Origin of the sequence: Bacteroides sp. 41_26, assembly GCF_949740115.1 — a bacterium.
Classification (GTDB): domain Bacteria; phylum Bacteroidota; class Bacteroidia; order Bacteroidales; family Bacteroidaceae; genus Bacteroides; species Bacteroides nordii.
In genome coordinates this window covers 176,507-190,720 of sequence record NZ_CATJGZ010000079.1, presented here as the reverse complement: position 1 = coordinate 190,720, position 14,214 = coordinate 176,507, and the positions used below count along the sequence as shown (strand labels likewise).

General features: G+C 36.7%; 8 protein-coding genes and 1 pseudogene. 2 read left to right on the top strand and 7 right to left on the bottom strand.

Annotated features, from left to right (window positions below):
* The first annotated feature begins 187 nt into the window (after positions 1-187).
* Both QX565_RS11050 and QX565_RS11045 read left to right on the top strand, forming a co-directional pair.
* Positions 188-586, top strand: coding sequence for a bactofilin family protein (locus tag QX565_RS11050; RefSeq protein WP_025866819.1), 399 nt, complete (start codon positions 188-190; stop codon positions 584-586).
* A 33-nt stretch (positions 587-619) separates the two neighbouring features.
* Positions 620-969, top strand: a pseudogene (locus tag QX565_RS11045) (outer membrane beta-barrel protein); the annotation flags it as partial.
* Positions 970-1,239: 270 nt separating this feature from the next.
* Here the strand turns inward: QX565_RS11045 and QX565_RS11040 are convergent.
* The 7 genes from QX565_RS11040 to QX565_RS11010 all read right to left on the bottom strand — a co-directional run bounded on the left by QX565_RS11040 (position 1,240) and on the right by QX565_RS11010 (position 14,212).
* Positions 1,240-2,169 (bottom strand): hypothetical protein, encoded by a 930-nt coding sequence (locus QX565_RS11040; protein WP_289292786.1) that lies wholly within the window; start codon positions 2,167-2,169, stop codon positions 1,240-1,242.
* Positions 2,170-2,341: 172 nt separating this feature from the next.
* On the bottom strand, positions 2,342-3,268 hold the full coding sequence (locus QX565_RS11035; protein ID WP_289292785.1) for a hypothetical protein: 927 nt from the start codon (positions 3,266-3,268) through the stop codon (positions 2,342-2,344).
* A 405-nt stretch (positions 3,269-3,673) separates the two neighbouring features.
* A complete protein-coding gene (locus QX565_RS11030; protein ID WP_289292784.1) occupies positions 3,674-5,377 on the bottom strand; it encodes a T9SS C-terminal target domain-containing protein in 1,704 nt (567 codons plus the stop codon).
* Between the two features lie 55 nt (positions 5,378-5,432).
* Positions 5,433-6,035, bottom strand: a complete 603-nt coding sequence (locus QX565_RS11025; protein WP_221650323.1) for a T9SS type A sorting domain-containing protein — start codon at positions 6,033-6,035, stop codon at positions 5,433-5,435.
* 741 nt (positions 6,036-6,776) lie between these two features.
* Positions 6,777-10,517: an endo-beta-N-acetylglucosaminidase gene (locus QX565_RS11020; RefSeq protein ID WP_289292783.1), complete on the bottom strand. Its 3,741-nt coding sequence runs from the start codon at positions 10,515-10,517 to the stop codon at positions 6,777-6,779.
* A 69-nt stretch (positions 10,518-10,586) separates the two neighbouring features.
* Positions 10,587-12,446 carry an Ig-like domain-containing protein gene (locus QX565_RS11015; protein ID WP_289292782.1) on the bottom strand — a complete coding sequence of 620 codons (1,860 nt, stop codon included), beginning with the start codon at positions 12,444-12,446 and terminating at the stop codon, positions 10,587-10,589.
* 26 nt (positions 12,447-12,472) lie between these two features.
* The gene (locus QX565_RS11010) at positions 12,473-14,212 is read right to left on the bottom strand and encodes a SusD/RagB family nutrient-binding outer membrane lipoprotein (protein ID WP_289292781.1); all 1,740 of its coding nucleotides are present in this window, start codon (positions 14,210-14,212) and stop codon (positions 12,473-12,475) included.
* Positions 14,213-14,214: the final 2 nt, after the last annotated feature.

Here is a 14,214-nt window from a genome sequence, read left to right as displayed (position 1 = left end):
TAGCGGGCTATGTGACGACTAAAAACGGAAAAATAGACCGGAAATAAACTCAAAAGAAGCTGAAAAATCCTATTTGAAGAAAATTTAAACAGGCTCTAATATTTATTATTTTACTATTTTTGCAATATCATTCGATATTTAAGCAAATAAACAATATATATAGCATAAACATTAATATAAAATCGTCATGTTTGGAAAAAAGAAAGATGAAAAAAATTCCCAGATACAGTCTGAGCCCCTGAAACTGACAACTATAGCTATGGGGACAGTTATAAAAGGCACAGTTGATGTAGAGGGAAGTTTAAGAGTAGATGGTACTATAGAAGGAAACGTTTCCTGTCACAAAACCATGATATTGGGTCCACAAGGAACAATCATAGGAAATGTAACCTCTGTTTCTGCAATATTACATGGTATCCTGAAAGGAGATATACATACGGAAGAGGAATTAGTGTTGAAGTCAGGATGTTCAATGAAAGGAGATATTTACACTTGCAAGTTAGAAATAGAACCGAAAGCACTCTTTAACGGTGCTTGTAAAACAATGGAAGAAAATATACAGCCACAAGGACAATCACTTGAATAATCCCAGATCAATCTGACTTCATAATCATAAGATCGGCTTGCACCAGATGTAACCTTTTTCTTTCCTAAGGATAAAGTCACCGGATTAGATGTAAACGCAAATTTCCACTATGTATTTAACTTTAAAGAAGATGGCCAGGAGTTTTCCGTTTATCCCCTTGCCGGCATCGGTATGCAAAACAATTTTTATAAAAAAACAATGTTGAAATAAAAGGGAAAGAGATTGAAATAGATCGAAGCAACTCTACTAAATTTGCTTTCAATCTGGGAGGAGGAATCACTCTTCCACTTTCCGAACACAGTTATTTGAATGCCGAAGCCAAATTTATGTTTGCCAAAGATGATAACGTAGTAATCATGTTGGGTTACGGATATAAATTCTAAAAACGTAATCATGTAGTCAAAATGTAACGGGAATTATCCTAATCCTGAATAATTCCCGTTTGGTATATAGACCACTTTACCATCGAAAAATACAATAAATCTATAAAGACATCACCGTACTTAATTATTAATTCGCAAAGTTATCAACAACGTTATCAACAGGTTATTCTAAAGTTATTAACAGCCTAAAACCTTCATTATCATATATTTGAAATCCATATACACAGTTTATCATAATTACAGATTCACAGACTTACCAACATACTCACCTCACTGCCCTTTCAGATACTTGATGGTCTTAAAAGGAATACCATCTTTATTGTATAGCCGAAGTATATAAATCTCTTGATTAAGTTCTTTCAAATCATCCCAATCTGTAATCTGCATCATATATTTTCCTTCTTTCGTATATATTTTTATAACAGAAGCATTTACAAAATCGCTATGTATTGTTTGTATCCCTGTTATATCACTCTCCAAGGTTATAATAACCTCATCTTCGCCATACTCATTGTAAACATGAAGCCAAACCCATGCACAATCAAATGTATTAATACCACTTCGGCGCACATGGGCAACAAGGGGTTCTTCAATCGTTTGTATTTCCAAGAAAGGTGAATATTCCTCTCTAACTCCAACTTCCAAAAAATCAGAACCAACATAGCGAACCGTAAAATCAATGCTGTATGCAGTATTCGTTTCATTTACCGTTTTTATGATTTCACTATAAGATATAATGTGAGGTTTCAAATCCAACATTATATTATATGAAGCTACTGACTCTTCCCCATCAATGAAACAACTAAATACAATCTTCCCACTAATGCAATGATCTGCATCTATATCATAGAGATCTTTACTCTCAACTATAGGGATCGTAAATATATCATTTGGGGATGTAGCAATGATGGTCTCTCCACCACCTTTCAAAGGCAAAGTATAAGTCCACTGCGGCTCACTAATAAAATGATCCGTGTTATTTTCAATGCTAAAGTTATAACTTTCATAAGCAGAAGCAAATCCATCCTCTTCAATTCTTCCACATACAATCTTCAAGCCCGATTGTTCTTGAATCTCTCTTCCAACAAGCGATATCTCTGAAAACCGGCTATTAATCGGCAAAGATTCTGTATCGTTCTTTTGCGCAAAGAGAGTACAACTAAGACTAATTAACAGCAGCATGATAATTCGTGCTTTCATACACTTTCCTTTTTAAATTTAGTTGTTTGAATTTTAGAATTATATCATAATAAATTAAACACCAGCAAGTTTATCAGGTATTCCCCAACCTTATGATTACAAAGATATTAAGCTATGATTAAATATCCGACTACTCAACTGATATAAACACAAACTTACAAACAGATTCACATCACTGTCCTTTCAGATACTTGATAGTCTTAAAAGGAATACCCTCTTTATTGCATAGCCGAAGTATATAAATCTCTTGATTAAGTTCTTTCAAATCATCCCAATCGGTTATCTGCATCATATATTTTCCTTCTTTCGTATATATTCTTATAACAGAAGCATTTACAAAATCGCTATGTATTGTTTGTACCCCTGTTATATCACTCTCCAAGGTTATAATAACCTCATCTTCGCCATACTCATTGTAAACATGAAGCCAAACCCATGCATAATTAAAAGCATTAATACTACTTCGGTGCACATGGGCAACAAGGGGTTCTTCAATCGTTTGCATTATCAAAGAAGGCGAATATTCCTCCCTAACTCCAACTCTCAAAAAATCAGAACCTACATAGCGAACCGTAAAATCAATGTTGTATGCAGTATTCGTTTCATTTACCGTTTTTATGATTTCACTATAAGATATAATGTGAGGTTTCAAATCCAACATTATATTATATGAGACTATCGCCTCTTCCCCATCAATTATGCCACGAAATACGATCCGCCCACTAATGCAATGATCTGCATCTATATCATAGAGATCTTTACTCTCAACTATAGGGATTGTAAATATATCATTTTGGGATGTAGCAATGATGGCCTCTCCACCACCTTTCAAAGGCAAAGTATAAGCCCACTGCGGCTCACTAATAGAATGATTTGTATTATTAATGCTAAAGCTATAACTTTCATAAGCAGAAGCAAATCCATCCTCTTCAATTCTTTCACATACAATCTTCAAGCCCGATTGTTCTTGAATCTCTCTTCCAGTAGGCGACATCTCTGAAAGCTGGCTATTAATCGGCAAAGATTCTGTATCGTTCTTTTGCGCAAAGAGAGTACAACTAAGATTAACTAACAGCAGCATGATAATTCGTGCTTTCATACACTTTCCTTTTTTTGATTTAATACATTGATTGAAAGATTTCTTTTCCTGATTTTATTCTTACTCATCTCCTTCATACTGAATTTGAACAACTATTATATCTATGACTTTACGTACTATTTGGTTTAAGAATAATTTCATTACGAAAAAAATCAGTTCCAAAATTTATTGTTTCTTGCTCATTCTCCGGTGCATAAGAGAAAGTTGTTAACTCAAACACACAAAATTAAATTCTTTCCAACTTATTCACTATGTGAAAAATATAACTGTCATCAAGCAATAAAGCACCGTATTTATCCCAAAAGCCAACATTTGATTTTACCAAAATTCCCAAAAAGACATTATCAGTTTGTGCACAAATATGACAAGATTAAGTAAGAATCAACACAAGAATAAGAAATCTTCTCATTTACATATTTTTTTTATTATCTTTTCCCCGTTTGCATATGTAGTCATTATGATATAGACTCCTCTTGATAGACAGTTAACATCCTCATAATTTTCTGTTTGAAGGAGAAGCCTTCCTTCTATATCCCTTACTTCAACTTGTGAAATGCTTGATTCTGCTGTAACCTCTATGATCGGATCGGGATTCATCTGACTCGGTATTTCTACCGTATAATGCGCTTTTCCTATTTTATTTTTTAATTCCAGATCAACCCAGGCCTTTCCGTCCTTATGAATATATTCAAAATGCAATTTAATACTATACAACTCGTCGTAGGAGTGAGAATTAACAAGGATACCAAACTCTTCAGATTGTTCAACATACAGATAATCAGCACCCGTGTAAAATGCTACTACATCAAGACTATAAAAGTTTGTCCCGGGATTCGGAGTTATAGCATCTACTTTTACCGATACAAAAGTAGGTTCGGTAGCAAAATACACATAGAATGTTTCAGACTTCTTTTTCCCATCGGCAGTAGTAGCAGTCAAACTGATCTTACCCTTAATATCTGCATTGATATTCTTATTATACTTCGTTACATCATCTATCTCGTCTATACTGAAATCAGAAGAATCTCCTGTTTTGATAGTGACAAAATTCATTTCGTTATCCAGCAGTTCATACTTCCATGAATAATTCGCTATACTGCCTGAAGTGGTTTCGGCATGAAAATTATAGCTTTGAGAAGAAGAAGCAATACCCGTATCATCAATGCCTTCTGCTATTATCCTTAAATTACTTTCAGGTTCCTCCCAGCCAATTGTTCTGAGAACTCCCAATACTATCTCATCTATTTGCTGAATTTTATCTCCTGTCCTGGTATTGTATGACATCAAGTCACCATCAAAATATAGATAATTCAAGTAATTATAACGTTGGAACCTGCGAGAAGTATACAACCTGAAGCTTTCATTAGCAGACGTTTTACAATAAACACGCTCTTCCGACACAAATGAAGAAAGTTCCTGGCTTGCAACTCCATTATTCGGCATTTCATTCAGACGGACATTATTGGAGTCAACAATCAGATTATCAAAAGGAGAGAAACATCCCTCTATAGAAAAGATAATGCCATGTGATACATCATTTACAACCGATGAACCAAAGCCTAACGAAATGGCAATGGCACGTAACATGGCTGTTGTGAAATTCTTCTTATCCACAGCCTTTCCGTTAAAACTATACTCCCAATCCGTGTCTTCATTAATCAGGATAATAGCATCCTCGTCATACACACGTTCATCATCAGTTAAGAAATTCTGATAATAACTATTGGGATATGTTGTTTTCGCATCGGGGAATGAAGTATATCTCACCTGAGCCTGAAAATCGGCAGCTTCTGCTCCCAACTCTTTTTTCTCAAACTTCAAAACTACATTTTCAGGAATATATAACTTTTCTTCCCAGAGTAGTGCGGCGGCCTTTATACAATGCTGCATTTCATCATCTATTCCGGCTCCACATATTACTTTAATCACTCCTCCAAAATCACTACTCAAACGTTCTGTTCGAGGCAAACAAGGTTTCATGATTTGCGATCCCCACGGAGTAGTATTCATATGTCCTTCGAATACTAAAATTGTATCTTGCTGAGCCATAGTTAAACCTATACTCTGTAGTGTCAACAAACCAACCAAAACTAACAAACATTTTTTCATAGTTTTAAATATTAGAAGAAATAAACAATATTCAGTACCAGAACAATAAATGTCCTCATCGACAAATCTTCCTCGTTACTACTTTTCCATCTGAATAGGTAATCGTTACGATATACATTCCTCTCGATAGACGATTAATATTCTCATAATTTTCAGTGTGAAGAACAAGCCTTCCTTGCATATCCCTTACTTCAACCTGTGAAATACTTGATTCCATTGTTACTTCTTCTATGGAATCAGGTTTCATCTGATTGGGAATTTCAACTGTATAAGACGTTGTTCCCACATTGTTCTTTAATTCTAAAACGACCCAGACTCTTCCACCCTTGTAAATATTTTCAAAGTGAAGATGAACGATGTACGGTTCTTGATAAGAACGCGATCTAATTACAATGCTGAACTCTTCATAGAGTTCTGCATAAAGAGATTCAGCACCACGAAATTCGGCTGTTAGGTCAAGATTATAAAAATTTGATCCGGGAATTGGAGTGATGGCATCTACAGTCACGGAGATAAAGACTGGTTTATCTGTCTCTTCCAAAGCAGTTGACCGAAATTCCTCTAATGTATTTAAATCACCTTTCATGTCACGGGACATCACAAAGCTTGTGCCCTGCAGTGTCAACAAACAAACCAAAATCAATAAATATTTTTTCATAGCTTTAAATATTAGTAAATAAGGAAACTCTATCACAATGACAACAGAAGCAGTTTGCTTCACTCCCAGACATCAATCATAAGTATATCCTCCTAATATTCCTATGATACAGAATAGCATAACATGAAAGTTACAACATAAGGCAATCCTATCATTATGCCTCACTTGTAACTAAGTAAGATATCAAACTTTACAAAAGTAATAAAAATTAAAGGGAACGAGTCTTTTATCTTTGAATAATATGTAACTTTTTAAGTTAGAACAAACAGAATAGTATAAGTTTCAAAGAGTTTCAATACGTTGAGAAAAGATTCTCAATATATAGAGAAGAAATTCTCAACGTATTGAGAAAAGATTCTCAATGCATTGAAACTATTTTCTCAATGCATTGAAATAAGTTGTATCACGCTTTCAACCGAATAACAAACCGGCTACCTTTGCCCAGTCTGCATGCCGCCATGTGCTTCTACAAAAACTTTAGAGATACAAAAAATCGACATATATCTAAATTTAATGATAGATATATGCCGATCTTATTAGCGATGATTCAAGAAAAATTTCTCAGTGCCCTCAAAAGAACACCTCTCCCGTCATTATATTAGGGATAGCTTTAACTCATTGATTTTTTTTATTATTAAAAAGTAAAAAGAGAGGAGCAACCATACATGATTTTTCCAAATCATATATCAGCAACACTCCTCTCCTATTAAATACAGACCCATACAAGGTCAGGTCCTTATATTATTTTTTAATCACTTTCAGTGCTTTCAAGATTTTAGCATCCTGTTTGATATTAATGAAATAGATACCAGCAGCACCATTTACTGTCAAATGAATATCTCCACCATTGGCAACTGTAGTTTCTTTGGCTTCAATCATCTTTCCGGTAGCATCGAATACTTCTATAGAATACGTACCTTCATTAGCAAAGCGAACATTCAACTCATTTACAAATGGGTTCGGATAAGCATTGTAGGCTATACCTAATTCACTGTCTGAAATACCAACACCTTTCGTAACTGTTACCGAACGATAAGTTTTGGATACTGATCCCCAACCATTTTCTAACGTCAATGTAGCATTAAACTCTCCCTCTGACGGATAAGCAGCAACAACATTACCAGATTCACCGGTTCCGGTTACTGCACCTTTTATCTGAGCTTCTTCCAACTTCCAAACAGGTTTAGTCTCTACTTTAAAGATACTACCAGAAATGAACGGAGCTCCGGTTCCATAAGTAATGTCTACCGGAACATATTCATTAACACCTTGAGAAACTGTTTTGATTTCAGTCATATAGCCTTTTAGGCTCTTGTTGCTTCCCGTACTGAAAATTTCATTCTTTTCATTTGGTTCTGTTTCAAAGTCCCAATAACCAATCAACGATTCAGGAATCGTAGTCAGATGTTCCATTGATTTTTTCACTTCATCTGCAGTCAAACCTTTGTTGTATAATTGGAATTCGTCCAAATAGCCGTCAAATCCTGCTCTGTTGGCAGCAATACCTCCAACCATAATTGTATAAGCATTCTTCCAGTCCTTAACATTCGTTATACCACCACCTGAATTAATCAATTTTCCATTAACGTATAAAGATACATCACGACCGTTTTTATAATCTACTACAAGAGCCAAATGATACCACTGATTGGGGACAAAAGAAAAGTCCTCTGTAATAATTTTAGTCTCTGTACCAGCACCAGATTCCCTTTTCTTCAAGCTAAAGTCTAACTTATTATCTTCTGCTCGTATATGAGTCCAAAGCCATCCCCAGTCACTATCAGGCCAACGATCTTCGGCAGCACGTATATTCAAAAGATGTGTGCCGTTACTAACATGGTTGAATACAGCCGGTTTGAACCAGAAAGCAATTGTAAACGGTGATTGGCTGGTAAAATTCAACTGATCGGCAGGAACTCCAAAAGCAATCTCATTTAATCTCAAACCACGTGAAACATATCCGTCTGCATTACGTCCGGTATATTTGTATGTTACCTCTTCACCTGTTGATATTGAGATAGCATCTTCACTATTATTAGCTGTCAATGTTTTAATTTCAGGCATAGCACCTACTTCTTCAGAAGAAATCTGAATCAAAGCCTGATGTAACTCCACATTTTCTCCAGAGGTAACACGAAGATCATAAATGCCGATTTCAGGAAGAGAAGTCTCAAGAGATATAGAGTTCGGAAAGTCTTTCACAACATCACCTGTCTGAGCATTCAGTATTTCCCATTTATCAGCCGGAGCATGAGTCGGGTCAATATACTTAACTATAAACTGCTCATTGGCTTTAATAACCGGCTTGTCTATTTCGAGCCCTTCTACTGTTTCATTTTCGGGAGTATTCAACCATTCGGTCCATGCTATTCCTGATTCGCTCTTACCATCTAAAGCAACTGCTGAAACTCCAATTTTTACTTTCTTAGCACCAGCTACATCAAACGGAGCACTCACTACATAAGCAGCCCATGAAGTAGTAGCCGTACACATTACAGGCTCTCCACCCTCCTGCTGCATATAAATCTTATAGAACCAAGTATTCACATCGTCGTTATAAACAGGTGCTTCAGGATGAGCAGCATCACGGTCTTTCATTTTGAAGAATACCTTGAAATCTAATCCTTTATAATTGGTAGTCAACAGTTTTTCACCAGTAATAGTCGGTTGATTCGGAGTTACAGCCGCAGAACGGGTCAATGAGATCTCTCCAATCAATACCTTAAAATCGGCTGATGTATCCGTAAATCTCAAAGCAAGCATAGCAAGTGTTTTATCATTCAATCTCAAATTAGTAGGCAGTGTACCTACTTTAATTGTTTTCTCAATCCATTCCTTGCTCGAAGAAATATTATTGGCAACAGCAGCAGAAACTTCTGTTTGTTCAGCTCCTTCTGCCGAACAAGCTACAGCCATTGAACCTGTACCGCTTAGCACTTTATAACGCACAGTCAATACATCACCGCTTTTCAACGAATATTTTGTTTTAAACAGATGCAGATATTCAGTATCTGTCTCTCCTGAAACAGAAAGACATGAACCACCAAACCAGGCATCATCCCAAGTAAACTCAGCTTTCAACCCTTTAGTCGGTACATCTTTTTCAGGATCTCTCCCCATAAAGCTGGAAGTAAACCACCATCTCCAAGTAGGCAAATAGTCTTGAATACCGATGTTGTACCATTCATTATTGAATGTAGTCTCACCATTTACTTTAAAGAAAGTTCCATTTCCCAAATTAAAATAGGTAACAAAAGGTTCTGCAGCTAAATTATCAGAGCCTAATACACTACGAGCTGTAATGAATTTAGAGAATCCATGGAAATCTGTTGCAGTGGTAGAGTGTCTAAGAATATTTTTAATAGCTAAATTATTTACCGGATTATAAGTAGAGCCTGTAAACACATTCTCACTTATCTGCTGATATGTTCTTTGTTTGGTCAACGGACTGGAACCCAATTCGCCTCTACCTTCAAAAATCATATTCATATTGTGAGCTCCCCAAATACCAACAGAAATTTCGGCGTCTTTTAAAGCATTCCAGTCGGCTACAGATCTACCTTGGAAATCCATACCTCCATATACATCGTAAGAAGAACGTCCTTCAAAACTTTTAGCTGTAGACTGAGAAGTAGACAAACCTGCTGCACCCCAATTATAATTCATAAAATACGCATCAGATGTAGGATTGCCGTTCCAGTGAAACCAATCTTTATTTGATGAACTAAGGGCGTCTGTACCACCTAAAGAACCTCCACTGGCCATCAAAGAATACCAAGCATTGGTAAAAGAAGGCCAGTTAGCTTCTTCACGTTTTGCAAAACTTTGAGACAATAATGTTTTTAATCCATCAGCAGTCAGACCACTACCCATACTAAATTCCGAATTATAGCCAATACCATCAATACCATAATAGCGCAAAAATTTCAACAGTTTATCTGCGCCACCATCAATCATGGCTTTCATGGTCTGTCCGTGTCCTTTATCGGTAGCAGTAATCGTTGAAGCCCAAGGCACAGAAGCCAATGTAGATGTCCTCACACCATTCTTGTGACAAACATCGGTAAAAGCACCAGCCATACGAATCATAGGAGCAGTCCAGTTACCATAGATATCCACATAACTCCACATACTGAACACTTCCGAATCAAAGAAATAAGAAGGAAGTGATTTCCATCCGCCACCATCAGCTGTACCGATTGGACACCACCACAACAATTTTCTATCCGGAGTCATATTCGGATCAACCTGTGTAGCAGAGTTTTCGAAACGTTCTTTCGGTTTCACGCGAGAAATAAAGAATTCTTCATCTTCAGCAGCATCCGAAAATAAAGGACTCCCCGGTTGCCAATTGGAATAGGCTTCATAAAAAGGAACACTCTTGCTCTCATTCACATACATCGGATGTGATGGAACTTGGGCGAACGCTGCACCACTCATCAATAGGCAGGCCCCCACACAATAATGTCTGATTTTTTCCATAAATATAAAATAATTAGATTACGTTCCGGAGCAAAAGTACCCCGGAACAAAAAAGATATTAAAAATAAATTATATGTTAACAATGCCGCTAATAGTAGCCTGTTTACTTGGAATTCCAACTTTAAGGTTAAATATCAACTTACCTCCTTCGATTTTTAATGTACCGCTTAATAAATTGACAGTTGCCCCAGTTGCATTATAAAGTACTTGTCCAGACAGGTCTTTTCCGATCGTATAGGTATGATCCTGTGATAGATTTATAGCCCGGTCAAAAGTGAAACTCAAATAATTTGTATAGTTTTCAACAGCCAGCTCTTCATCAATATAAACATCAAGTTTGCTTTTCGTTTCCTGATAATATACAAATTTATTGCCAAGAGATACATTATAAATTTCAATGTCGGCAGCATCTATCACCTCAATTGTTTTCTTAGCTTTCACTGTATTGCCCTTATCATCAGTTATTGTAGCCGTAATAGTAGCATTTCCAGCGCCAACCGTACTTACCACTCCCTTATCATCAACAGTGGCAACCTGCACATTAGAAGAAGCCCAAACAATCTTATTATCCGGAACAGAACTTACATTTGCCTTAATTGTAGTTGTAAATTTAGCAGATTCACCCACGTAGTAAGAACTGGCAACACTATTACTAAATTCAATAGAAGAAACCTTTAACAAAACTGTAAAACGGCATTTAGCACTCTTATCTCTTGCCGTAGCAATAATATCCACTGCACCCGGCGACTTGAACACAACATGACCATCACTTCCTACTGTTGCAATACTCTCATCAGATGATCTCCACTCAATAGGCCAGTAGTCTGTAATACCGAAAGGTGCCACCTCAACTTCGGAAAGCAAATCATAAAAAAGCACATCTTCAATTGTATATTGCTCAGTAAGCATCGCCACAGACTCTACGTAATAGTCATTTTTATCATATACTTCGCAATTTGCCGTCACTTTCCGTCCTTCTGCTTCCACAGTTACCACAGCATTTCCCGGCACTCCTCCGGAAGTAACTACAACGAGAAATTCATTCTTTTTTTCCGGATTCATTTCGTACTTATTCACAACCAGACCTTCACCTGAGGTGGTTACTTTAAAATCTAAATCCGCAATAGTCTTATCATCATCCGGATATGCCCGATAATATACAACAATCGTATCTTTTCCTTTCTTATCATTATTAATAGTAAACTTAAAGCTGCTTTGATCTATTTCCGTAATATCCGCACCTGTGAAATCTGCCAACGACAAATACAACTTCACTTTTACATACACCTTACATTCTATAGTGGCATTTCCCAGCTTGGCAGTTACGACCACAGGCTCATCTTGTTGAATATTTTGCGGATGAATACCTAATTTATAAGTACCTTCCTGAGTTGTTTCTTGTAACTTACTTGCATTATCTACCAACAAAACAGATTCATCTGAAGAAATAAATTCCAATGGATAAAGTTTCATTAAGTCGGGATCGATATTCAGCACCAACGAATCAGAAATAGTACTTGGATTGATATAATACGCTTCCTGTTCAAAAGAGAATTCCGGATTGTTCGGTCCATTACGATCTGTCACCGACACAACAGCCAATAAATAACGTCCGTCTTGAAGAGTTGCTTTAATCTTTGCCTCTCCTTTTTGGTGTCCTGTAACTACACCTTCTTCATCCATCGTAATCACATTTCCCTCAACGCCTTCTTCCGGTGTCTCTTCTACTATAGTCCAAACTACTGATCCGGAGAAAGTCTCTCCACCATCAGCAAGTACCTGGAACTGATAAGAGTCATTCGGATGCAATGTTACCGTAGTCTTTGACATCCTGACATATGCCACATCGTCGTCTTTACAGCCTATCAAACTTAAGCAGGCAACGAACAATGTCAATATATTATAAAACACAAATTTCTTAGTCATCATAAAATCTTTTAATTAACAGTTAGCAATTAGAAATTTTTCGGGATGATACGATTATTCTTATCCCGTCCTTCTGTTTGTATATCCCACCACACACGTGTTCCAGCAGTATTAGCTCCTCCAAGTGCAGCTTCAATGTACGGAATATTCACTTGTTCATTTGAAGTACTTTCTCCAAACGGGATACGACGTATCTGCAATTCATTATCAAATGACTGATCCGGCCAATTCCTCGGGACTCCGTTTACTTCTGCTACAACCGGAAATAATCGGGGATATCCTGTACGGCGGAATGTTGTCCATGCTTCAGCGGATTGAGGGAAGTTAGCAATGTATTTCTGAGTAACGATTTTCTCCAACTTCACTTCATCAGAATCACTCTCATCCCATTTTACTCCAACCTGAACGCCACGGGTCTGATCGGTTTCACTAAATTCAGGCTGATAATAATCCTTATAAATAATTTTTGTGTTAGCAGACGTCTGTTTAAGATAAGCATCAGCCTCACCTGCCAATCCGTTCTCTGTAAAGACTTGCCTAATACCTTTCTCATAAAAATCCTTAGCACTGGTAGCTCCTACGTTCCAATTTCTCAACTTAGCTTCAGCGAGTAAAAAATAAACTTCAGTCACTTTGAAAAAATTACGCGGCATATATTTAACCTGGAATTTTGAATATGCTTTATATCCATTTTCTGCCGGAGCAGGATCAACAGAACATCCTTGTCGCATACCTACACACTCTTTTGCAACATCCAAAACTTTCTTTCCTGTTGTTTTAGAGTTAATAACTGCTCCGTTTTTAGAAAACCATACTTCCAATAACGGATTATTGTAACGCTTCATAATGTTCTCTAAAGAAGCTCCCAAGCGCGAATCTTCCCACTCCGAACTAATTTTATGTAACGGATGCTGATAAGTATTGCCATCATCTACAGGTAATCCAAAATCTTCAGTAATCAAACCCAGTTCGTCAGTAACAGCACTTTCTGCAATAGTCTGTGCTTCTCCAGGATTGACCTTAACCATGTTCAATGCCATCCTGAACCGTATTGAATTGGCCAATCTTACCCAATTCTTCCAATCTCCTTTAGAATAACCATTTTTTTCCCCTTCCACACGTTTCAACATCTCAGCAGAAGGTTTACTTTCTTTCAATATCGTAATCGCTTCATTCAAATCACTAAAAATGGCCTTATACGTCTCTTCACATGATATATATTCAAGCGGATTAGTCTCTTTCAAATTACGGTAATCATTATATGGAATCGCACCAAAGAAATCAACCAGTTCGTGCATACTGTATGCATATAAAATTTGAGCTATCGCTTTCCATTCTGGTTTCCCATGACTTTCACCAAAGAAATAAGCATGGTATAACTGAGGAAATAATTTCTGACTCTCACCAAGAGGACCACCATAATAGCCATTCGGATAATCATATGTATGATATAAAGGCTGTCCAAAGTCGAATTTACTTTTTGACACCGTACAATAGCCTGCAAATACATCTATATTGGTGTTACGTTGATATTGATATTTATGTTCTCTAAAATCAATAACATATTCCATAGCCTGACGTAACTCACCTTCCAATATTTCATCGGAAACATCTCCTTTATCAATCCCATCATCTCCTGAAGTTCCATTCTGCTTTTCGTCAATAACTTGCCAATCAGGATAATCAAAAGCGTCTCCGCAGCTTCCAATAGATAAAGAAGTGACTCCCAATAAACCGCCAAGGAAAATTGATTTATATATTTTTTTCATAA